We start from the raw sequence: 21379 nt of genomic DNA on the forward strand, positions 1-21379 counted from the left end.
CCGCCGCCGGCCGGTCGGGCGGGGCGCTGTTCGGTCGGCGGGCGAGGGGCCGGGTCGCGGTCATCGGGCGGCGGCCAGTTCGAGGGCGCGGGCGGCGCGGGACAGCCCGTCGGCGAGCGCGGTCTCGGCGGCGCCGGCCGGGGCGCGGCTGCCGTCGGCGAGCGCGAGCGCGGCGTCGACGGTGGGCACCGAGGCGCAGGCGTTGCCCACCGCGGTACCGAGCCGGCCGATGGCCTGGGCAGTCTCCTGCTCGCCACGGCAGAAGGTGAACAGGTCACAACGCAGGCAGCCGTCGCCGAACCGGTGCGGCAGCGCGGTGACCGCGGCGGCGGTTCGGGCCGGTGCGTCGCCGGCAACCGGGTCGGGCAGCGCGGGGGCGTCGGTGAGCAGCTCCGCGAGCCGGGCGCTGTCACCGGCGGTACGCACCAGCGCGGTGAGCCGGGCCAGCTGCGGGGTGACGGTCAGCGGCGCGGCGACCGGTCGCAGCGACGCGTTCTCCGGCAGCACCAGCAGGGCGCGCCCGGACACCTCGCTGAGTGCGCGCAGCGCCAGCACGCTCGCGGCGATCTCCCGGGCGGCGGCCGCCACCTGCGCCGGATCTGCCACGCCGTCCTGGCGCGGGAAGGTGCGCAGAGCAACGACGTGCCGCGGTCGCGAGCCGGTGACCAGCAGGGCGTCCAGCGTCAGCCACTGCTCGCGGTCGCCCAGCCGCAGCGGCAGCACCGGATCGCGCAGCAGTAGCAGAGTGTGCTCGGGTTGCTCGGCGAGCAGCCGCCGGGTGGCCGCGGCCCGCTCGGCGACCTCCGCGCCGGGCACCTGGTGCACCCGGCCGCGGTCGATCGGCAGGTCGAGTCCGTCACGGACCAGCGGCAGCAGCACCGCCAGCTCGTCGTCGGTGCACACCGCGTCGAACCGGCGCCGCCGCGCGTGCACGAACGGGCTCAGCCGCGGCGGCGGGCAACCCAGCAGGCCGGCCACCTCGGGCAGCGGCAGTTCGGCGGCGTCGAGCACCTCGCGCCGGGCACACCCGGGCACCTCCAGCAGCCCGGCGACCCGCCGCGCGGTCAGCTCCGCCCGCCCGAAGCCGCCGCGCCACGCCGCCAACGCCGGTGAACTCACGATCCCCCCTCACGCATGACCCACGACGCTACCGCGCACCCCCGACAGCCCCGTTCGCACGTGCCGGGCCGGCCACGCGAGCCGGCGCGGCCACGCGAGCCGGCCCGGCCACGCGAGCCAGGTCGGCGCCGAGCCCGGCCACCCGTCCCGGCAGGTACGCGGGGCCCGATGGATCCGGCGAGTTGCCGGCAGCTGCCGTCCGGGTGGTCGCCTCAGGCCCGGGCGAAGACCCGGTCGGCGGTGCGGTGCGCGATGGCGGTGCGCTGGTCGTCGGTCAGCGGCGCGGTACGCAGGAACGACAGCGCGGCCCGCGGGTCCTCGTACGGCGTGTCGATGGCGAACATGATGCGGTCGGCGCCGACGGTACGCAGTGCGAGGGTGAGGACGTCCGGGTCGTCGATGCCGCTGGTGGTGATGACGAAGTTGCGCCGGAAGTACTCGCTCGGGGTCAGCGACAGGTGCGGCATCGGCGTCGCGGCACCCGCGGTGCGCGCCGCGAATGCGTGCCGGTTGTCGATGCGGCGCAGCCAGTACGGGATGCCTTCGCCGAGGTGGCCCAGCACGATGGTCAGCTCCGGGTACCGGTCGAGGGTGCCGCTGAGGATGAGCCGCATCGCGTGCAGGCCGGCCTCGGCCTGGTAGCCCCAGATCGCGCCGGGCAGTCCGTGGTCGCGGTAGGCGTCGAGCATGCTCGGCGCGCGCGGGTGCAGGTAGATCGGCGCCCGGTGCTCCTCGGCCGCGGCCAGCAGCGGCGCGAACCGCGGATCGTCGAGGTAGTGCCCTCCGGTGTGCGAGTTGATCATGATGCCGAGCAGCCCCAGCGCTCCCATCGCCCGTTCGATCTCGGCGGCCGCGGCGGCCGGGTCCTGCGGCGCGACGGTGGCGAGCGCACCGAACCGGCCGGGATGTTGGCCCACGATGGCGGCCAGTTCGTCGTTGAGGTCCCGGGCCAGCGGTACCGCGTCGGCTGCCGGGTACGGCTGCACGCCGGGCGGGTTGATGCTCAGTACCGCCATGTCCTGGCCGAGGGCGTCCATCGTCTGCAGCCGGGCGTCGAGGTCGACGAGCGAGCTGCGTAGCGCGGGGTCACGCTCCACCGCCCGCATCAGCGTCATCTCCGTCTCGTCTCCCGGCACCACCGCCAGGCCGTGCGCGATCCGGAGGAACCGCTCGGAGGCGACGTGTTCCTCGACGGCGACGACCCTCATGCCCGACGCCCGCCGTCGACCGACAGCGCGACCCCGGTCACGAACGACGCGGCGTCCGAGCACAGCCAGACCGCCGCGGCGGCGGCCTCGGCCGGGGTGGCGAGCCGGCCGAGCGGGGTGCTCGCCTCCAGTTGGGCGACCATGCCGGTACCGCCGGCCACCTGCTCGAAGCCGGGCGTGCGGGTCGGGCCGGGACACACCGCGTTGACCCGGATGTGCCCGTCGGCGTAGTCGACGGCGGCGGCCCTGGTCAGCCCGACGATGCCGTGCTTGGCGGCGACGTAGGCGGGCGCGTGCGGGATCGCGGACAGGCCGCCGTTGGAGGCCACGTTGACGATCGCGCCGCCGCCGTGTTGCCGCAGCTCGGGCAGCTGGTACTTCAGGCACAGGTAGGTGCCGACCAGGTTGACCTGGACCACCCGTTCGAACTCGGCGCGCGTCATCTCGTCGAGTTGCCGGTGGTGCGAGGCCAGGCCGGCGTTGTTGACGGCGAAGTCGAGGGGGCCGAGGGTGTCGACCGTGCGCCGCACCGCCGCGCGGACCGAATCCTCGTCGGCGATGTCGACGGGCACCGCGCTTGCCGTGCCGCCGGCGCTGGTGATCATGTCGGTGGTCTCGGCCGCGGTGTCCTGGTCGAGGTCGAGCACGGCGACGGCGGCGCCCTGCCGGGCGAACTCGATCGCCGCGGCCCGGCCGATGCCGCTGCCGGCGCCGGTGACCAGGCCGACCCGGCCGGCGAAGGCGCGGCCGGGCGCGGCCGGTGCGTCGCGGCCGGTCATGCCAGCGGCTCGTGGTTGGCCCAGGCGACCTGGTACGGGTGGCGCGCCTGCCAGCGGTCGATGAGCTCGTGCAGGCCCGGTGCGCGGAACGCCGCGGCCAGCGCGTCGCGGTCGACGACGGTGACCTGGACGATGGCGGTGGCGATCAGCGCCGGGATGGCCTCCTCGCCCGGTACCGGCAGGTGCCGCCGGGTCACGACCGACCGGACGAGGCCGGTGTCGATCATGGCCTTTTCGATGTCTGCGAGGTACTGATCGAGGTCGGCGTCGGGCAGTGGTTGATCGAACGAGACGATCATCGTGTGGTTGACCATGCCTCGATTCTGGCCATGATCAGCGGCACGTGTCCAAGACGGATCCGGTCTTCGGCGATAACCTGCAGGCATGATTGAGCTGGAGACGCGCGAGCTGGAGTACTTCCTGGCCGTCGCCGACGAGCTGCATTTCGGCCGCGCCGCGGTACGGCTGTCGATCGCTCAGCCGGCGCTGTCGAAGGCGATCCGGCGCATCGAGAGCCGGCTCGGCGTCGCGCTGTTCGTCCGGTCCAGCCGGCGCGTCGAGCTCACCGCGGCCGGCACCGCGCTGCAGGAGTACGGGCGGCATGCGGTCAACGCGGTCGCCGCCGCGGTGCGCAACGCCCGGCGCGCCGGCGACCGGCAGGCCCCGCTGCGGCTGGTACTCAAGCCCGGCGGCGACGCGGGGCTGCTGTCCGGGCTGCTCGCCGCCTACTCCCACCAGCCCGACGCCCGCCGGGTCGACATCCTGTTCAGCGGCCCGGCCGACCGCAGCGACTTCCTGCGCGACGGCCGGGCCGATGTCGGCCTGCTCTACGTGCCGTTCGACGACCTGGACGGCCTGGCGCACGTGACGCTGCTGACCGAGGAACGCGTCGCGATCGTCGCCGCCGGGCATCGGCTCGCCGAGCGCACCTCGGTACGGATGGCCGACCTGGCCGACGAGACGCGGCCGAGCTGGCAGGGCGTCCCGGGCGGCGACGGTACCGGCCCGCAGGTCGCCGACGTGTTGCAGCTGGCGCAGCTGATCCGGGTGAACCGGATGGTCGGGGTGCTGCCCCGCTCGCTGATCGAGCCGGTGCCGCCCGGGCTGGTGTGCGTTCCGGTGACCGACGCTCCGCCGAGCAGCCTCGCCCTCGCCTGGAACGACCACGACCACCGCCGCCCGGTCGCCTCCTTCGTCGCCGCCGCCCGCGGTCTGCCCGGCGCAGCCCTCCGCGACGCCGAAGCCACCTCCGCCGGATAGGACACACCGCCGCGCCCGGTTCCGTCCGTCCCCACCGTCCACCGTGGACGCGGAACCAGGAACCGGGCGCGCTTTCCGACGGGCGGGCCGGCACCCCGGTGCGGGGTGCCGGCCCGCGCGATCAGCGGCTGCGGGCGGTGATGTTGCCGTACGAGGTGGTGGCGTGGATGGTCAGCGCGATGGTGCCGTCGTTGCGCAGCGCCTCGTGGATCACGCCGTAGCGGGTGCCGCCCTTGAACTCGGCGGACACGCCCGGCGCGGCGGTCACCGACAGGTCTCCGGCGTCGGTGCGCACGATCACCGTGCCGCGGACCGCCTCGTCGATCCGGATGTCGCCCTTGCTGGTGCTGATCTCGGCGGCCCCGTTGAGCCGGCCGACGACCACGTCACCGGCGAGTGTGGACAGGTGCGCGCTGTCCGCCTCGTCGATCTTGATCGGGCCGTGCTTGCTGTCGTAGACGATGTCGCCGAGCCGGCCGACGCCGCGGAACTCCGCGCTGGCGGTCTTGGCCTCGATCCGCGAACCGGTGGGCAGTTGCACCGTGACCTCGATCGACCCGGACGGCCCGAAGTACTGGTTGCGGGTGGGCGCCTCGATCCGCAGCGTGCCGTCGCGGTACTCGATCGTGGTCTCCTCGGCCAGCGCCACGTCGCGCTTCTTCGTGGCGTTGGCGGGACGGACCTCCACGGTGGTGTCGGCGCGGTCGGCGGCGATGAACTGCACGCGCCCGGCCGGGATGTCCAGCGTCGCGGTGATCGGTGCGGTGGTGTCGAACTTCTGCATCGTGTGCTCCCGTGAATCGGTGTCGCCCTCTGTTTTCCAACACCAGAAACGCTACGTTGCCTTTCCATATTTGGCAACATGCCTGTTGCGTTGGTTGAGCATTCATGCAGGTGAACGCCGCATAATCGTTGCAACAGATGAGGATCTAACGCAACATCTGGTCACCTCCGTGTTGCAATGAATGAGGAGTGAACGCTATGCTCGCGGGCACCAGCAGACGAGGAGGCGGCGGTGCCCGGAGGCAGGCTCACCCAACAGGAACGCCAACAGATCGCACTGGGGCTCGGCGACGGCCTCGCCTACGCGGAGATCGCCCGCCGGCTCGACCGGCCGACCTCGACGATCACCCGGGAGGTGCTGCGCAACGGCGGCCCCACCGGCTACCGCGCCGACCTCGCCCACCGCGCCACCGAACGCCGGGCACACCGGCGCCGTCCGGCCGCGCCCCGCAGCGTCCAGACCGTCCGGCCGGTCGACGGCCGGGACCCCGAGGCGATCCGCGAGTACGAGGAGGCGTTCACCACCCTGCTCATGCAGCAGGGCCTGCCGAAGATGACCGCGCGGGTGCTGACCTGCCTGTTCACCACCGAAGCGGGCAGCCTCACCGCCGCCGAACTCGCCCGGCACCTGCAGATCAGCGCGGCGTCGGTGTCCAAGGCGGTGTCGTTCCTGGAGAGCCAGAAGCTGGTGCGCCGGGAACGCGACGAGCGCCGGCGGGAACACTACGTCGTCGACAACGACGTCTGGTACCAGTCGATGATCGCCAGTGCCCGCTCGCACGCCGAGTTCGCCGAGACCGCCCGCCGCGGCGTCGACGTCCTCGGCGGCGCCGCGGCGGTCCGGTTGGAGAACATCGCCCGGTTCATGGACTTCGTCGGTGAGAACATCACCCGGGCCGCCAACCAGGCTCGCGAGGTGCTCACCACCGAAGACCCCGGACGCCACGGCTGACCGGAGCGCATCGCCGACCTGCCCGAACCCGGCGTCGGCGGGAACCCGGGCTACCGCGGTCCGCGCCCGGCGCCGCCGGTACCGGAGACCGAGCGACGACACGGCGCGGCGATCAGCAACGCGACCAGCACCAGCAGCCCGCTTGTCCACAGTGGACCGAGCTCGCCCAGCCGGGTGGTGAGAGCGATCGCGGCGACCAGCGGCCCGACGGCGGCGCCGAGGTTGAGCGCTGCGGTGGCGTACCCGCCGGCCATCGTGGCCGCACCGGTCGCCTCGTACAGCACCCGCGCGATCAGCGTGCTGCCCAGCGCGAACGACAGCATCGCCTGGGCGAACACCAGGACCGGCAGGGCGACCGGCTCCCACGCCAGCAGCGCCAGCGCCGGCCAGCCGACCAGCAGCAGCGGGCCGGCGATCGCGACCACCAGGCCGGGACGGGCGTCGGAGAGCCGACCCGCCACCGTGATGCCGGCGAACGACCCGGCGCCGAACAGCACCAGTACGACCGGGACCCACAACCGATCCAGGCCCGCGGTACCGGTCACGACCGGGGCGAGGAAGGTGAAACTGGCGAAGGTCGCGGCGTTGACCAGCGCTCCGAGCAGCATCACCAGCAACAGTCGCCGCCGCCTGAGCACGCCCAGCTCCGTACGCAACGACGGCCCGGCCGACTCCGCGGCACGCGGCCTCGGCGACCTGGGGATCCCGTGCAGGACACCGGCGACCGCCGGCAGGCACACCGCGGCCACCGCCCAGAACGTGGCGCGCCAACCGAAGGCCGCACCGAGCAGCGAGCCAGCCGGGACACCGGCGATCGTGGCCATCGTGGTACCGGACAGCAGGACGCCGAGCGCGCGTCCCTTCCGGTCCGGCGGTACCAGGGTCGCGGCGGTGGTCAGTGCGACCGCGAGAAACCCCGCGTTCGCCAGCGCGGCCACCACGCGGGTACCGAACAGGACCGGAAAGCTGGGCACCGTCGCGCCGACGACGTGCGCCGCCGCGAACACCAGCAGGAACCCGGCCAGGCTGGAACGCCGCGGCCAGGACCGGGCGAGCCCGGCCACCAGCGGCGCGCCGACGACCATGCCGACCGCGAACGCCGAGCCGAGCGTGCCGGCCGTACCGACAGGTACGCCCAGATCGGCGGCGATGGCCGGCAGCAGGCCGGCGAGCATGAACTCCGAGGTACCCATGGCGAAGACCGCCAGGGCAAGCAGGTAGAGCGGAAGAGGCATCGAACGGCTCCGGGATGAGGAGAGGCAACCGACGGCATCTCGTCACCAGGGCCAGCGCCCGAGCCCACCGGCGCATGCAGCGACCCGGTGGTACCGGTGGATCAGCGGCTCAGGGGGCTGACGGGTGGTGACCGAAAGCCCCCACCTCATCCGACTCCGGACTCACCATGCGCCGGACGCTACCGGCCCCGGCCCGCCACCGCACCCACTTTGTTCGCCCGCCCCGCACCGGCCGGCCGCTGCGGGGCAAGCGCCGACCACAGCACGGCGGATCGCGCCGTGCCGAACCGGGCCGAATCGTCGGGTGGATACCGGCCGACGGCATGGGGCTGCTTCTCCTGCTGCCTGTCCGAACGCTGTTGCTTGGCGAAGGCGCCGGCGACCGCGATGGCCGCGACGATGACCGCGACCGCCACGGCACCGGCGATGGCCGCCGGCCAGATGCGACGACGGTCCCGCCAGGTACGAGACGAGCCGTGCAGCAGCGCCGCCCGCAGTTGCCGGCGCCGCAGCACGTCCGCCTCGATCGCGGAGCGCTCCGAGTCGGGTCGCACCGGCGGTGCCGGACGCACCGGATCAGGTGCCGTCATGATGCCCTCGGTGTCGTGTCCACCGCGCCGCGGGCGGGTGGGGTCGTGATCGACGCGGCGATCGTCAGGTAGGCCTCGCGGGTGGCAGGCCGTACCGCGTCGAGATCGATCCGCTCGCCCCGGGCTAGCCGCCGGTCGTACGGAACGGGCAACAGGGCGGCGGGCCGGGCGTCGAGCTTTCGGCGCAACGCCCGCGCGGTCTGCCGGTACGAGCGGGCCGTCAGGCACACGATCGCGATGACGAGCCGCTCGAGATTCATCGGGTGCGTCTGGTAGATGCGGCCGAGAGCGAGCCTGGTCGCGTCGACCGCATCCGGCGTGGCCGACGTGACCAGCACGACCTGATCCGCCCGACCCACCGCGGCCTGCGTGGCGTCGCTGGCGTCGTTGCCGCCGTCCAGGATGGTGAACGGATACCCGTCGCGGAGGTCCCCCAACAGGTTCATCAACTCGCCGCGGCTCACCGGGGCGTGCCACGCGGCACCGTCCACAAGGTACAGCCGGGAGGTGGCCGGCAGCGGCGTGCCCAGCGGCTGGCCGTCGCCCCCGGCCAGGTCGGCGACCGACGGCGCCGGGCGGCCGGCCAGGCGCCGGCCGAGCGATTCGGTACCGGTCCGGACGTCGACCAGCACGGTGCGATCACCGCGGATCGCGGCGAGGGTCAGCGCCACGCCAGCGGCCGTGGCGGTCACCCCGACCCCGCCCTTGCTGGAGACGAACGCCACCATCCGGGGCTGCCGCTGCCGGGCCTGCAGGCCGGCCAGCAGCCGACGCTCGCGTTGCACCGCCGCCGCGCCATCAAGGGTGACCAGTCCGAAGCTGGCTGCGCGGACGGCACGCCGCCACGCGGCGGGCACCGCGACGCCCGGCCCCGGTGCCGCGGCGATCTCGCGGGCCGCACGGTACGTGCCGTCCGGGACGGCGAGTGCGGCCGGATTCAGCGGTCGGCTCAGCATCGTGCCGTACGCAGGCGGCGGTTCGCGCGGCGGAGGGGTCGGACTGATCGACCTCGCCGCCGGCGAGGGTTCCGGCGGCCACGGCGGGCCGTGCCGCCCGGGTAAACCACCGAGCATCGGCCGCGCCGCGACCTGGCTCGTTGCCGGCCGCGATGCGCCCGCCGGGACCGCGGCGGGCGGTGCCGCGGCAGGGCTCGTCCCCGGCACCGGAAGCGAAGCCACGCCGCGAATCCGGCCCGTCGGAGCCTCGCCGTACCGCGGTGCGGCGAGGCCGACGGCGGTGGGATCGATACCCATCCGAGCCAACTCCCCCGCGGCGTCCTGGGCTTGCCGGCGCTGCGCCACCTCGACCTCGCGGCGCCCGTCGTCGTCCTCGGTCATCGAAATCTCCCTGTCGGTCAGCCGATACCGGCGATCGTGGCCACCCGGTCGAACACACCGGCCGCTGCCGCGGTCACCAGCACCAGGCAGCCGATGGTGGGGATCTCGGCCCAGTTCAGCAGTTGCCGGACCCGGGTCCGGGTGATCTCGGACAGCGGGATCGCGGTGACCGCGGCGACGAGCACGCCGGCCACCGCCACCATCGCGACCAGCCACCGAGCCGCATCGGGCTCCCCCAGCGCCCACTCGACCAGCAGGCAGACCAATGCGGCCAGGCCCGCCGTGCGTAGGGCGATCACGTGTCGCAACTGCGAGAACAGCCGGGAACGCAGCAGCATCGCGACGCCGAGGCCGAGTGCGAGCCACCGATCCCAACCACCGCCGGAGCGAGACAGTACGGCGGCCGAGGCCACCGCCACCATCGCCAGTCCGGCCAGGCCGCCGGTGATCAGCGCCGAGCTGCGTTCGACGAGCCGGCCGAGTTGGTCGTGATCGACCAGTTCGGCGTGGCGGATCCGGTAGTCCGCGACGGCCAGCCCGCCGACTGCGAGCGACAGCCGCGGCACCACCCCGATGGCGAGCGGAACCAGCAGGCTGGCCAGCCGTACGGCCGTGATCGGATCGGCCGACCAACCGGCGGTGACGCCGACACCGACCCCGGCCAGGAAGAGCGGTACCGCAGCGCCGACGTGACCGGTGGCGCGCGAGGTCAGGACCCGCGCGATCGCCACCGACACCGCGAGTCCGACTGCAGCGCCGGCATACCGGGCGGCGGGCGGCCAGTGCGGCCACCCCGCGGCGAGCCAGCCGGCCGCGGCGCCCCACGAGGCCGCCGCCGCCAGCAACGCCTCGGGCAGCAGCCGGTACCGGCGGCGTGCGGCGAACCAGCCGGCAACGGCCAGGATCGCCGCCGCGAGGGCCGCACCGGCCAGGCTGCCGAGCTGCCGGGTCGACCAGCTCGCCGGCAGCAACAGCATGGCGCACAACGACACCAACAGCGTCGCGAGCGCGCACCCGATGCTGGCCCGGGTCCCCCAGTGCGGACCGACCTCGTCGACCGCATCCTCGACCGCGTCCCGCGCGTCCGCCACGTAGGCCGGCCGCGTCTCGCTGGGCAGGTCGACCAGTTCCAGCAGGTCACCGTCCGCGACGCCGGCGTCGTCCAGGCTCTGGTCCAGCCTTAACGGTCGCCCGCCGGTCGGCAGCAACGACCAGGATGCCGGCTCTTTCGGTTGCTGCGCCGGCGCGCACAACCGAAGGACTTGCGGGATCAGCGTCGACATCGGCACTGTGGAAGGCAGGGCGAGGTCGACGCGCCTGGTGTCGCTGACCAAGGTGATGCGACTGTAGGCGGTGGACACGCTACTCTCCTTTGACAGAGCCGGATACGTTCGGTTCGGACGGTAAACGCGTTGTCCAGCACCGAGTCTTCGATGCTGGCAGCGGCACCCGCGCACGCGACATTCGAGCAGGCGAATCTCAGGCGGTGAGCAGAAGTGGCTGTGGCACTGGTGCGCAGACCGGCGCGGATCGCGCCGCCCCGCGTTCCGACCGAGCCGGTGACGATCAGCGACCCGCCGGGCCAGCACCGTCCGATGTCGACGGCGATGAGCATCTCGATGATCATCATGCCGGTGGTCAGCGGTGCCGGTTCGCTGCTGGTGACGCTGACCAACCGCGGCAAGCCGCTGTACGCGGTGGCCGGGCTGCTGTTCCTCGTCGCATCCGTTGCGGTGGGGGCGATCATGCTGATCAGCCAGCGCAGCGGTCCGCGCCGGGAGACCCGGGAGGCGCGGGAACGCTACCTCGACTACATCGAGCACGTTCGCACCGGTGCCCGGGCGACGATCGGCGTGCAGCGGCGAGCCGGCCGATGGTCGCATCCGGACACCGCCCGGCTGCTGGACATCGCCCGGCTCGACGCGCGCCGCTGGGAGCGGCGACGGACCGACGACGATTTCCTGCAGTTGCGGTTCGGTGTCGGCGACCAGCCGCTCGCCACCCCGCTGCGGATGGCCAGTGCCGAGACGCCGCTGGCGGCGGTCGATCCGGTCTGCCAACAGGTCGCGCACGACCTGCGCGGGCGATACTCCGTGCTGCACGATCAGCCGGTCTGGTTGGGGCTGCGCGAACTGGGCGTGCTGAGCGTGGTCGGTGACCGGGCGGGCGCCCGGGCGGTGGCCGGATCGCTGATCGCGCAGCTGCTGACCTTCCATTCGCCGGAGGACGTGCAGCTGGCCGTGGTGCGCGACGAACGCCATGCACCGCCATGGGACTGGGCCAAGTGGGCACCGCACTGCCAGGAGCCCGCGATCGCCGACGGCGCACTGGCCGGCCGCCTGGTGGCGGCCAGCGTACCGGCGCTGGCCGAGTTGCTCGATGCGGAGATCCAGAATCGGTTGGATGCCTTGCAGCGCAGGCGGGGGCAGCGTTCGACCAACCAGCGCCAGCTGGTCGTGGTCGTCGACGGCGAGCACCTGTCCAGCGTGTGGGGCCTGCACTCGCCGGACCCCACGGTGTCGCTGGCGGATCTCGGTGTTCATCTGGTGCTGCTGCTCGGGCATCGGCGGGAGGAGCCGGAAACCGTCGACGACCGGATCCTCGTCGGACCCGACGCTACCGCCGTACTGGAGTCGACCGGCCGCCGCGTCTCGGTCGACCGGCCTGAACCCGGCCTGTTGCCCGCGCTGGCACGGCTGCTCGCGCCGCTGCGGGCCGCCAGCGAGGACACCGCGGACGCGCTGAGCGACACGGTGGGTCTGCCGGAGATCCTCGGCGTCCCGGACGCCGGCACCCTCGATCCGGGCACGACCTGGCAGCCCCGCCCGCCGCGGGACTTCCTGCGGGTACCGATCGGTGTCGACGGTGAGCGCCGGCTCGTGATGCTGGACCTCAAGGAGTCGGCGCACGGCGGCATGGGCCCGCACGGGCTGATCGTCGGTGCCACCGGTTCCGGCAAGTCCGAGCTGCTGCGTACCCTGGTTTCCTCGCTGGCGATCAACCATTCGCCCGATCGGCTGGCGATGTTGCTGGTCGACTTCAAGGGCGGCGCCACCTTCGCCAGCATGGACCGGTTGCCGCATCTGGCCGGGATGATCACCAACCTGCAGGACGACCTGAGCCTCGTCGACCGGATGCGCGACGCGCTGTACGGCGAGATGCAGCGCCGGCAGGAGCTGCTCAAGCAGGCCGGCAACCTGCCCAACGCGGTCGCCTACCAGGCGCTGCGGGACCGTGGTGCGCCGCTGGAACCCCTGCCCGAGCTGCTCGTGATCATCGACGAGTTCAGCGAGCTGCTGACCGCGCGGCCCGACTTCGCCGAGATGTTCGTGGCCGTCGGCCGGATCGGCCGGTCGATCGGGGTGCACCTGCTGCTCGCCACCCAACGGCTGGAGATGGGCAAGATCCGCGGCCTGGAGTCGCACCTGTCCTACCGGATCGGGCTGCGCACCTTCTCCGATGCCGAGAGCCGAGAAGCCATCGGCGTCCCGGACGCGTACCAGCTGCCACCCGAGCCGGGCTCCGGCTACCTGAAGGTCGACACCACGGTGTTCACCCGGTTCAAGGCCGCGCTGGTCTCCGCGCCGTACCAGCCGCCGGCCCAGGCCATCACCCGGCCCGCACCGGTCGTGCCGTACGTGTCGACCAACGGTCTGGGCGCTTGGCTCTCGACCGACCGGTCGGCCGACCAGGGCACCGACGCCGCGGTCGGGGCGCCCAGCGAGCCGGACCGGCCGTCGGTCCTCGACGTGCTGGTCGACCGGATCGCCGGCGCGGGCACCTCGGTACGCTCGGTGTGGCTCGACCCGCTGCCGGCCGCCCTGCCGCTGGACCGGGTGCAGCAACCGACCGCCCGGGCCGCGGCCGGTACCGTCGCAGCAGCCCTCGGGCTCGTCGACGACCCGACCAGGCAGGCGCAGTTCCCGCTGGAGTGGGACTTCGGTGGCGCGAGCGGGAACCTGGTCGTCAACGGCGCCCCGCAGTCCGGCAAGAGCACGGTGCTGCGCACCCTGCTCTGCTCGCTGGCGCTGCGCTACGCGCCCGGTGACGTGGTCGCCTACTGCATCGACTTCGGCGGCGGCGGGCTGCAACCGCTCGCCGAGCTGCCGCACGTGGCGGGCGTGGCCACCCGCAGCGACCCGGAACGGCTGCGTCGCATCATCGGCGAGGTTTCCACCCTGGTCGACCGGCGTGAGGACCTGTTCCGCGAGCAGCACATCAGCTCCGCCAGCGACCTGCGCGCGGCCCGCGCCGACGGCCGGCTGCCGGCCGACACCCCCGGGGACGTCTTCCTGGTGATCGACGGCTGGGCGTCGTTCCGCGACGAGTACGAACTGCTGGAGGACGTGGTCGGCGACATCGCCGCCCGGGGCCTCAACTACGGCGTGCACGTCGTGCTGGCGGTCACCCAGAGCATGCAGCTCCGGATGCGGATGCAGTCGTCGTTCAGCGGCCACATCGACCTGCGCCTCAACGACGCCTTCGACACCCAGTTCGACCGCACCGTGATGCAACAGATCGACAAACAGACACCGGGACGTGCACTGATCGAGGGCAACCTGATCGTGCAGTTCGCGCTGCCACGCATCGACGGAGAGGCCACCGTCGACGGTCTGGCCGCGGCGCAGCGAGCGCTCGTTCGGGCCGTCACCGAACGCTGGCCGCGGGGCGTGGCCCGGGTGCACGTGCTGCCGACGCTGCTTCCCGCGGCGCAGCTGCCACCGGCATCGCCGGACGACATCGGCGTCCCGATCGGCGTCTCCGAACGCGATCTCGAACCGGTCGGCGTGGACCTGGAGAGCGGCGACCCGCACCTGCTCGTGTACGGCGACGGTGAGACCGGCAAGACCAATCTGCTTCGGGTGCTGATCGACGGGTACCTGGCCCGCCGCTCGCCCGCGCAGCTCGGCATCGTGCTGGTCGACTACCGGCGCACCCTGCTCGACGTGGTGCCGCCGGAGTACCTGCTGGCCTACTGCACCGCACAGCAGCAGACCACCCAGGTGGCCCAGGAGATCGCCGGTTCGCTGGCACAGCGCCTGCCCGGACCCGACGTCACCTCCGAACAGCTGCGCACCCGTAGCTGGTGGAAGGGCCTGGAGGTGCTGTACGTGGTGGACGACTACGACCTGGTGGCCACCGGTTCCGGCAACCCGCTGCTGCCGCTGGTCGACTACCTCCCGCAGGCCCGCGACCTCGGCTTCCACCTGGTCGTGGCCCGCCGCACCGGCGGCGCCTCCCGAGTGCTGTTCGAGCCGCTGCTGCAGTCGCTCAACGACCTGAGCACCCCGGGGCTGCTGTTCTCCGGAGACCGGATGGAAGGGCGGCTCGTCAACGGGGCGGCCTCGCAGCGACTGCCGCAGGGCCGGGCCCTGTATGCCAGCCGCAGCGGGGCCGTCACCCAGGTGCAGACCGCGTGGGCGGCGCCCGACCAGTGAGTCGCGCCCCGGCTGGCTCATCACGAACGCACTCCTTGGTGGAGGTACAGCCGCCGGCACGGCCAGGCTCCCCGTGGCCGCCTGGCCGTGCCGATGGACCGTGCCAGCTCAGCCGCCGGACGAAAGCATGTTGACCGCCCGCGTCGCGTACTGCAGGTGCGTGTCACCGACCTGCGTGGTGGTTCGCTGGAACTGGTGTGTGTTGTTGATGTACTCGTCGATCAGCTCGTCGGCCTTGCGCATGCAGGCCTGGTGCTCGTCGGTACCCATGCCGCCGTCCAGCGTGTTGAGCGCCTTGGAGACGTGCGACTTGAGCGTCGCCCGCAGCCCCTCGATGTTGCCCGCGTGCCCGCTCTGGTCGGCCGCGAGCTGGTCGATGGTGCCGAACTCGGCCCGGATCTGGTGTCCCACGGTGCTGCCCTTCCTCAGACGTTGATGTCGCGGGCGACCTGCGGCGCCAGCGACTCGTGTGCGGACACGGCCGGATGCTGGTCACTGTCGGCCTGCTCGTCCCCGGTCTGGATGTGCCGGTCGGCGTGCACCGCGCGGTAGGCCTGGTTGGCGATCCGGCTCGCCAGTTGGGTCAGGTTCGCCCGGCTCAGATCGGACACGCCGTAGAAGGTGTTGCCCGCCGAGCCCTTGAGCCCGTGCTTGGCGGCCTCCATCTTGCTGCCGAAGCTCTTCGCCTCGGAGTGCTGGTCCTCGGCGTTCCCCTCGTACCCCTGACCGGCATGAGCCAGCCCGCCGGCCTCGTTCAGGTTCACGTACCTTGCGCCCATCGGGCTGCTCCCTCCGCTGTGACCACGACGTTCGACGAATGCGCCCGAGCTGACCGGACAATGCGCGGGGCTCGCCGAACGCAGTCGTGGGTCCTCGCTTCCGATGCCACCATAAACCCAACCGACAATGGCCCCGAAGACCCAATCATGAAGCATCCGACCGGCAACCGCCAGAAGAGCATCTGCCCAGCTCAACTGCCATGTACGAGACTGTCTAATACTGTCTAAAACAGTGCGAGCACTTGCCACGAACAGCTCCGTCGGCTAACAGCTATAGCGGCGTGTGATGGTTTCATGAATTGATCACCAAATCGTGCCAGCCACCTACCCGACAAGGCGGCTCAAGCATTTCTCTTCTATTCTTCTAGCCAGCCGGGGCGCCACGGCGATGCGTTCCGGGTGAGGGAAGAAGGGGGTCCACGTGACGTTCGTCGACATCCACCCCGACGTGGTGTTCGGTGCCGGTCGGGCCACCGCAGCGACGTCGTCGGAGTGGGACGCCTGGGCCGGGCGAGCCGAGTCCCTGCTCCGCGACGTCGCCGGCGCCACCGGCGACCCGATCGTCGGCGGAGCCTTCGAGGACTACCTCTCGATGTGGAACCCGACCATGAAGGCCGCGGGTCGTCAGGCCACCGCGCTCGGGAACGGCGCTTCGAGGGCTGCCGGTTCGGTCGCTGAAGGCGACAGCGTGGGAGCCAGCCACCTTCGCCAGACCGGCGCCCGCTTGGACGGCCTGACCTCCCAACTGCGCCGCCCCATCAACGACTGACGTCGGAGCGAGGCGATGGAACCGTTCGAGAAGTTCAAGAACGCAGGCAACCTGGAAAACTACATGGAACCCATGGTCTCGAACGCGACCGACGCGTTGCGCAAGGGCGGGATCACCATCCGCCAGTACCGCCCGGTGGCCACGAACTGGAAGGGGTTCGGCAACCACGAGGCGGAGGGAGCGCCGGTCGCCATCAAGCAAACCGCGCGGACCACGCACACGATGATGGTGTGGGCTGCCGTGGTCACCCAGTACTGGGGCGTTCAACTACACAAGTTCAACGACCGGGTCGACGAGATCGTGTTGAACTTCAACAACTTCCGACCGCCCGCTCCGTCGACCCCCTCGCACGCCCTGGGACCCCAGCCGAGTCCAACCACCCATCCGACACCTCATTCCACGGGCGGTCCGGGCGCTCGCGCTCAGTCCGGAGAGAGCGCACCAGCTTCGTCGACGGTCGGCCCGGCGTACCGGGCCGCCCTCAACCATGCGGTGTCGCAGTGGCACAGTGCGTACAACGAGTTCGTCGTCGCCGGCCGCAACCTGGCGAAGAGAATGCTCAGCCAGGGGCCTACAAGAAGAAACGTCCAGCTCGCTATCGGCTCCGGCGCCATACCCGACCCGCTGGACGAGTGGTACGACCCGGTGAAGAACCTCTGGACTGGCGCCCGCAACTTCGTCGATCCGTTCCTCGGTGATCCGAGCCCCAGCAACTTCCTGGGGGTGTTCGGCTGGATGGGCGGTGCGCCCGGCCTCATGGCGACAGCCTGGTACATGCACACGTACGGAATCGACATCCCGGGTTTCGGCAAGACCGCACGCCCCGGATCGGACCCCGACGCCTTTGCTCGGTTCAAGAGCCTCTCGAAGTGGCTCGGTCCCGTGTCGGCCGGCGCGGCCGCCGCGACCGGCGCATGGACGCAGTGGTCGGACGACAGCAAGTACCAGCCCCACATGCCGTGGACCGAGAAGGCGATGCGCTCCATCGTGCGCGGCGGCGCCGATGCGGGCGCTGGCTTCGCTGGCGGCTTGGCCGGCGAGGCGGTGGGCGGGCCGGTCGCCGGGGCCGCGGTGGGCGGGGCCGCGACAAGCGTTACCGACAAGGTGATCGACCACTTCTTCGATCGTGGCCCGGAGTACCAGGGTGCGCCCAGCGAGCCGCATCCGACACCGACTCCGACCACTCCAAAGACGCCCAGCCCGGTAGGGCCCCCGTGACTGCGTCGGAGGCGGAAGAGCCGGGCGGGGTCACGGGGAACGGCCTGGTGGACTTTAGGCATCCACGTCTTCCGTTCCGGCTCGACCTGCCTGACGACTGGACGCTGCTGGTGGATCGGTGGCCCGGGATCGCCCTACTCGCCAGGGAACCAGCCGGGCACTGGCCCCGCACCAATCTCGTCGTGATCACGGACCGCATCCCGGTGAACATGGCCGAAAGCCGTTGGCACCAAGAGACCGAAGCGAGTTTGGGTGCACACCTGCAACGATTCCGGCTGCTGGACCGCGAGGTCGAAACGGTCGGCGAGGTGTCGACGCTGCGACGACTGGCCACCCACAGGCTGTGGGACAGCGAAGAACCACTGACGTTCGACCAGTGTGTGCTCGTGGCAGAGGGGGTTGCCTATACCCTCACCTTGACCGGCCACACCCTGCTGTATCCCGAGCTGTCCGGCTTGTTCGATCGGATCCGTGCGTCGTTCCGAGTCGGCCGATCGGAGCCCGAATGACGATCCGGTTCGATGCCGAGCTCGGGCGCGCTCTGCTGCCCGCAGATCAGCTGGATGCGCTGATCTCGGCGTCTGCGCGGGCGGACTGGCATGCGCCGGCGCTCACAGAGCTCCACCCGAGCGGGATGGTGACACCCGACGGGCCACACGATTCGATCGCGGCGGCGCTTCGTGTCGTCACGGAACCACTGTGCCGAGTGCGTTTCGTCGAACGGGGCTCCGAGTCGGTGAAGCCCACCTGCGTCGCGGAGGCGTGGCTGGGAATTCCCAGCACGGCGCTGAGGGTTCGTCGTGATGGTGAGCAGGACGAGTTCGCCGCGATCCGCACTGCATACCTGCCTGACGAACTGGCCGACTTGGTCTCACTGCGTCCACGACCGCGGACGCCGCAGCTCCCCTTCGAGGTATCCGCCGTCTGCTTCGCAGATCTACTGTCGACCAGCCCGGCGCTGCACGCCGATGCGGCCCGCCACCTGATGTCCGCAGTGGAAGACGGCGAAGTGGGTAAGGCTCTGCAGTCCGTGTCGGGGCGCCTGCGCCGTTGGTGGACGGTACTCGTGGGATGGCGACAGGAGGGGCGAATCACGGCGTCGCAGCGGCTCACCGTCCTCGACACCGAAGACGGCCTGTGGTTGGCACTCCCGAGCGAAGACCTGATCGCCGTCCTGCCCGCCTCCTCCGGCGACATCTGGCGGGTTCTGACGATGCTGATGGTCGAGCCGGATCCATCGACAGCTGACTCGACCCGAACGACCCGCTGGGTCGGCCGCGAGTGACGTGCCAGCCTTCCCGCCGATAGACTCGGGTCCGGGGAGGTGGATGATCTTGGTTGGGCGGGTCGAGGCGCCGGATCCGATGAGCGCTGCGACGCCCGCGGAGTTCGTGGATCGGCTGGTCGAACTGCGGTTGTGGTCGGGGCAACCGTCGATGCGGATGTTGCGCCAGCTCGGCGGCTCGCGACGGACGCCGCGCGGCGACGAGATCGCGGCCCTGGCGCCGTCGACGGTGTCCTGGATGCTGTCCGGCAAGGGGCTGCCGAAGCTGCCCCGGCTGGAGTTCATCGAGTCGTACGTGACCGCCTGCGCGGCGTTCTGCGGGCGCCAGGAGTCGGAGATCGCCAGCTACCTCGACCGGTGGCGGCAGGCGTGGCGGGCACTCGCCGGCGCCACGAAGTCCCCGGCGGACGCGCCGCCCGACTCCGCCGCCCCTGGCCCGGAGGCCGAGGCCGCGCCCCGCGAGTACTCCCGGGCGGCGGTGCGGCGTCCGGCGCTGTTGCCTGCCGACGGTCCGTTCGTCGCCCGCCGAAACCAGCTTCGGATCCTCGACTCGTTGCTGCCCAACGGATCTGCTGACAGAGCAAGCGGGCCGCTGACGATCGCGACGATCTCCGGTATGGCCGGGATCGGCAAGACGGCGCTCGCGGTGCACTGGGCGCACCGGGTGGCGGCCCGGTTCCCGGACGGCCAGCTGTACGTGAACCTGCGCGGGTTCGCGCCGTCCGGTGCGCCGATGCCCGCGGCCGAGGCGGTTCGCGACTTCATCGAGGCACTCTGCCCACCGACCGAGCGCATCCCGACCGATCCGGCCGCACAGGTCGCGCGCTACCGCAGCCTGCTCGCCGGCCGCCGGGTCCTGCTGGTGCTCGACAACGCGCGCGACGCCGAGCAGGTCCGCCCGCTGCTGCCCGGCAGTGCCAGCTGCCTTGTGCTGGTCACCAGCCGCAACCGGCTCACCGGCCTGGTCGCCGAGCACGGCGCCCGGCCCGTCCCGCTCGACCTGTTCACCAGGGCCGAAGCCGACGAGCTGCTGCGTGACCGGCTCGGCCCCGAGCGGGTCCTCGCCGACCGCGCCGGGCTCGATGATCTCGCCCGGCACTGCGCTCGGCTGCCGCTCGCCACCGCGATCGCCGCGGCCCGGGCCGCGGTCGATCCGCACCGTTCGTTGACCGGCCTTGCGGCCGAGCTGGCCGACGTGCCGGCCCGGCTCACCGCACTGGACACCGGCGACCCGAACACCACGTTGCGCTCGGTGTTCTCCTGGTCGTACCGGGCGCTGTCGACGGAGGCGCAACGGCTGTTCCGGTTGCTCGGGCTGTATCCCGGGCCGGGCGTCTCGGTGCCTGTCGCGGCGAGCCTGCTCGGCCTGCCCGTGGCCGATGCTCGCCGCATGCTGTCTGAACTGACCGAGGTCAACCTGCTGACCGAGGACACGCCCGGTCGGTTCACGCTGCACGACCTGCTGGGCGCGTACGCGGCGGAGCTGGCCGAGGCGCACGAGGCCGGAGCGGAGCGCCGCACCGCTCAGCGCCGGGTACTCGATCACTTCCTGCACACCGCACAACGCGCCGACCTGCGGCTGAATCCACAGCGGGATCGAGCACCGCTCGCACCGGCGCTTCCCGGCGTCACGGTGGCCGAGCTGGCTGACGCCGACGCAGCGGTCGGCTGGTTCACCGCCGAGGCTGCGGCGGCGTTGGCGCTGATCGAGTTCGCCGGCCGGCACGGCTTCCACTCGCAGGCCCATCAGCTCGCCTGGCTGCTGGCCACCTTCCTCGACCAGCGAGGCAGGTGGGACGACGAGGTCGCCAGCCAGCTGCACGCGGTGGCCGCGGCGCAGCGTGTCGGCGACCGGGTCGCCGAGACGCGGGCGCAGCGGACGCTCGCGCACGCGTACGGCAGGCTGCGACGGTTCGAGGAGGCGCACACCCACGCCCGGCGCTCCCTCGACCTCGCCACCGAGGCCGGGGACGACGCCGGCCGGGCGAACGCGTACATCAGGATCGCCTATCTGTACGAGGACGAGAACCGCCCGGCGGACACGATCGATGCGGCGGAGCGTGCCCTGGAGCTGTTCCGCCGCACCGGGAACCGCAGCGGTCAGGCCGACACCCTCAACCTGATCGGGTGGTGCCACGCACTGCTGGCTCGCTACGACGAGGCGCTCAGCCGGTGCAGCGCCGCATACCAGCTGCACCGGGAGATCGGCAGCGTCCGGGGCGAGGCAGCCGCGCTCGACAGCCTGGGGTACAGCCGTCACCAGCTCGGCGAGTACGCGCAGGCCGTCGACTGTTTCCAGGACGCCCTGCAGCGGTACGAGGCGCTCGGCGGGTTCCGGCCCGAGGAGGTCGACGTGCTCGTGCACCTGGGCGACAGCTACCGGGCGCTCGGCACCGAGGACCGCGCCCGCGGTGCCTGGCAACGGGCGGTCGACCTGCTTGCCGAGACCGACACGCCCGATCACCCGTACGCCGAACGGCTCCGGATCGAGCTCGGACACGCCAGCGCCACCGGCTGACGCCGCTCCGATCACCCTGGGCGCGCGCACGATGCGGGTCACCGACGGCGTCGTGGACGGGACGAGGCGCTCCCGTGCTCGGGCGACAGCTGGTTGGAGAAAGACTCCG

At 72.0% G+C, this 21379-nt stretch carries 19 protein-coding genes; 8 read left to right on the forward strand and 11 right to left on the reverse strand.

Annotated features, from left to right (window positions below):
- Positions 1-60: 60 nt before the first annotated feature.
- From Athai_RS22545 to Athai_RS22560, 4 genes are all read right to left on the reverse strand, one after another.
- Positions 61-1119 carry a hypothetical protein gene (locus Athai_RS22545; protein WP_203963327.1) on the reverse strand — a complete coding sequence of 353 codons (1059 nt, stop codon included), beginning with the start codon at positions 1117-1119 and terminating at the stop codon, positions 61-63.
- Positions 1120-1331: 212 nt separating this feature from the next.
- Positions 1332-2327, reverse strand: coding sequence for an amidohydrolase family protein (locus tag Athai_RS22550; RefSeq protein ID WP_203963328.1), 996 nt, complete (start codon positions 2325-2327; stop codon positions 1332-1334).
- Positions 2324-3106 carry an SDR family NAD(P)-dependent oxidoreductase gene (locus tag Athai_RS22555; RefSeq protein ID WP_203963329.1) on the reverse strand — a complete coding sequence of 261 codons (783 nt, stop codon included), beginning with the start codon at positions 3104-3106 and terminating at the stop codon, positions 2324-2326. Before Athai_RS22555 ends, Athai_RS22550 begins: the two co-directional genes overlap by 4 nt.
- Complete coding sequence (locus tag Athai_RS22560) at positions 3103-3420, reverse strand: hypothetical protein (RefSeq protein WP_203963330.1); 318 nt, start codon at positions 3418-3420, stop codon at positions 3103-3105. The genes Athai_RS22555 and Athai_RS22560 overlap by 4 nt, the downstream gene beginning before the upstream one ends.
- Before the next feature lie 70 nt (positions 3421-3490).
- Between Athai_RS22560 and Athai_RS22565 the strand changes: the two genes are divergently transcribed.
- Positions 3491-4366 carry a LysR family transcriptional regulator gene (locus tag Athai_RS22565; protein ID WP_203963331.1) on the forward strand — a complete coding sequence of 292 codons (876 nt, stop codon included), beginning with the start codon at positions 3491-3493 and terminating at the stop codon, positions 4364-4366.
- Positions 4367-4487: 121 nt separating this feature from the next.
- Here Athai_RS22565 and Athai_RS22570 read toward each other — a convergent pair whose 3' ends face one another.
- Positions 4488-5150 carry a DUF4097 family beta strand repeat-containing protein gene (locus tag Athai_RS22570; protein WP_203963332.1) on the reverse strand — a complete coding sequence of 221 codons (663 nt, stop codon included), beginning with the start codon at positions 5148-5150 and terminating at the stop codon, positions 4488-4490.
- Positions 5151-5381: 231 nt separating this feature from the next.
- On the opposite strand from Athai_RS22570, the gene Athai_RS22575 reads away from it, so the two are divergent.
- Complete coding sequence (locus Athai_RS22575) at positions 5382-6101, forward strand: helix-turn-helix domain-containing protein (RefSeq protein WP_203963333.1); 720 nt, start codon at positions 5382-5384, stop codon at positions 6099-6101.
- Between the two features lie 50 nt (positions 6102-6151).
- On the opposite strand, the gene Athai_RS22580 is transcribed toward Athai_RS22575, so the two are convergent.
- The 4 genes from Athai_RS22580 to eccD all read right to left on the reverse strand — a co-directional run bounded on the left by Athai_RS22580 (position 6152) and on the right by eccD (position 10624).
- On the reverse strand, positions 6152-7336 hold the full coding sequence (locus tag Athai_RS22580) for a Cmx/CmrA family chloramphenicol efflux MFS transporter (RefSeq protein ID WP_203963334.1): 1185 nt from the start codon (positions 7334-7336) through the stop codon (positions 6152-6154).
- Between the two features lie 179 nt (positions 7337-7515).
- Entirely contained in the window at positions 7516-7926 is a 411-nt protein-coding gene (locus Athai_RS22585; protein ID WP_203963335.1) for a hypothetical protein, read from the reverse strand.
- Complete coding sequence (locus Athai_RS22590; protein ID WP_203963336.1) at positions 7923-8882, reverse strand: MinD/ParA family ATP-binding protein; 960 nt, start codon at positions 8880-8882, stop codon at positions 7923-7925. Before Athai_RS22590 ends, Athai_RS22585 begins: the two co-directional genes overlap by 4 nt.
- 398 nt (positions 8883-9280) lie before the next feature.
- The gene (gene eccD, locus Athai_RS22595; protein WP_203963337.1) at positions 9281-10624 is read right to left on the reverse strand and encodes a type VII secretion integral membrane protein EccD; all 1344 of its coding nucleotides are present in this window, start codon (positions 10622-10624) and stop codon (positions 9281-9283) included.
- A gap of 234 nt (positions 10625-10858) precedes the next feature.
- Between eccD and eccCa the strand changes: the two genes are divergently transcribed.
- The gene (gene eccCa / locus Athai_RS22600; protein ID WP_275422666.1) at positions 10859-14701 is read left to right on the forward strand and encodes a type VII secretion protein EccCa; all 3843 of its coding nucleotides are present in this window, start codon (positions 10859-10861) and stop codon (positions 14699-14701) included.
- A 108-nt stretch (positions 14702-14809) separates the two neighbouring features.
- Here eccCa and Athai_RS22605 read toward each other — a convergent pair whose 3' ends face one another.
- Positions 14810-15112 (reverse strand): hypothetical protein, encoded by a 303-nt coding sequence (locus Athai_RS22605; RefSeq protein ID WP_203963339.1) that lies wholly within the window; start codon positions 15110-15112, stop codon positions 14810-14812.
- A gap of 14 nt (positions 15113-15126) precedes the next feature.
- Complete coding sequence (locus Athai_RS22610) at positions 15127-15480, reverse strand: hypothetical protein (protein WP_203963340.1); 354 nt, start codon at positions 15478-15480, stop codon at positions 15127-15129.
- Positions 15481-15901: 421 nt separating this feature from the next.
- Here Athai_RS22610 and Athai_RS22615 point away from each other — a divergent pair, with 421 nt between their 5' ends.
- Genes Athai_RS22615 through Athai_RS22635 form a run of 5 tightly spaced genes read left to right on the forward strand, consistent with a single transcriptional unit; the run spans position 15902 to position 21270 of the window.
- Complete coding sequence (locus Athai_RS22615) at positions 15902-16249, forward strand: hypothetical protein (RefSeq protein ID WP_203963341.1); 348 nt, start codon at positions 15902-15904, stop codon at positions 16247-16249.
- Between the two features lie 15 nt (positions 16250-16264).
- A complete protein-coding gene (locus Athai_RS22620) occupies positions 16265-17467 on the forward strand; it encodes a hypothetical protein (protein ID WP_203963342.1) in 1203 nt (400 codons plus the stop codon).
- Entirely contained in the window at positions 17464-17976 is a 513-nt protein-coding gene (locus tag Athai_RS22625) for a hypothetical protein (protein WP_203963343.1), read from the forward strand. The genes Athai_RS22620 and Athai_RS22625 overlap by 4 nt, the downstream gene beginning before the upstream one ends.
- Positions 17973-18752 carry an ESX secretion-associated protein EspG gene (locus tag Athai_RS22630; RefSeq protein ID WP_203963344.1) on the forward strand — a complete coding sequence of 260 codons (780 nt, stop codon included), beginning with the start codon at positions 17973-17975 and terminating at the stop codon, positions 18750-18752. The genes Athai_RS22625 and Athai_RS22630 overlap by 4 nt, the downstream gene beginning before the upstream one ends.
- A gap of 43 nt (positions 18753-18795) precedes the next feature.
- Complete coding sequence (locus Athai_RS22635; RefSeq protein WP_203963345.1) at positions 18796-21270, forward strand: ATP-binding protein; 2475 nt, start codon at positions 18796-18798, stop codon at positions 21268-21270.
- Positions 21271-21379: the final 109 nt, after the last annotated feature.

This window comes from Actinocatenispora thailandica, assembly GCF_016865425.1.
Classification (GTDB): Bacteria; Actinomycetota; Actinomycetes; order Mycobacteriales; family Micromonosporaceae; genus Actinocatenispora; species Actinocatenispora thailandica.

Coding starts and splice junctions, on each gene's coding strand:
- Athai_RS22580 (WP_203963334.1), bottom strand. CDS start 7,336: ATGCCTCTTCCGCTCTACCTGCTTGCCCTGGCGGTCTTCGCCATGGGT.
- Athai_RS22635 (WP_203963345.1), top strand. CDS start 18,796: ATGATCTTGGTTGGGCGGGTCGAGGCGCCGGATCCGATGAGCGCTGCG.
- Athai_RS22590 (WP_203963336.1), bottom strand. CDS start 8,882: ATGCTGAGCCGACCGCTGAATCCGGCCGCACTCGCCGTCCCGGACGGC.
- Athai_RS22620 (WP_203963342.1), top strand. CDS start 16,265: ATGGAACCGTTCGAGAAGTTCAAGAACGCAGGCAACCTGGAAAACTAC.
- Athai_RS22550 (WP_203963328.1), bottom strand. CDS start 2,327: ATGAGGGTCGTCGCCGTCGAGGAACACGTCGCCTCCGAGCGGTTCCTC.
- Athai_RS22555 (WP_203963329.1), bottom strand. CDS start 3,106: ATGACCGGCCGCGACGCACCGGCCGCGCCCGGCCGCGCCTTCGCCGGC.
- Athai_RS22610 (WP_203963340.1), bottom strand. CDS start 15,480: ATGGGCGCAAGGTACGTGAACCTGAACGAGGCCGGCGGGCTGGCTCAT.
- Athai_RS22585 (WP_203963335.1), bottom strand. CDS start 7,926: ATGACGGCACCTGATCCGGTGCGTCCGGCACCGCCGGTGCGACCCGAC.
- Athai_RS22570 (WP_203963332.1), bottom strand. CDS start 5,150: ATGCAGAAGTTCGACACCACCGCACCGATCACCGCGACGCTGGACATC.
- eccCa (WP_275422666.1), top strand. CDS start 10,859: ATGTCGACGGCGATGAGCATCTCGATGATCATCATGCCGGTGGTCAGC.
- Athai_RS22630 (WP_203963344.1), top strand. CDS start 17,973: ATGACGATCCGGTTCGATGCCGAGCTCGGGCGCGCTCTGCTGCCCGCA.
- Athai_RS22565 (WP_203963331.1), top strand. CDS start 3,491: ATGATTGAGCTGGAGACGCGCGAGCTGGAGTACTTCCTGGCCGTCGCC.
- Athai_RS22560 (WP_203963330.1), bottom strand. CDS start 3,420: ATGGTCAACCACACGATGATCGTCTCGTTCGATCAACCACTGCCCGAC.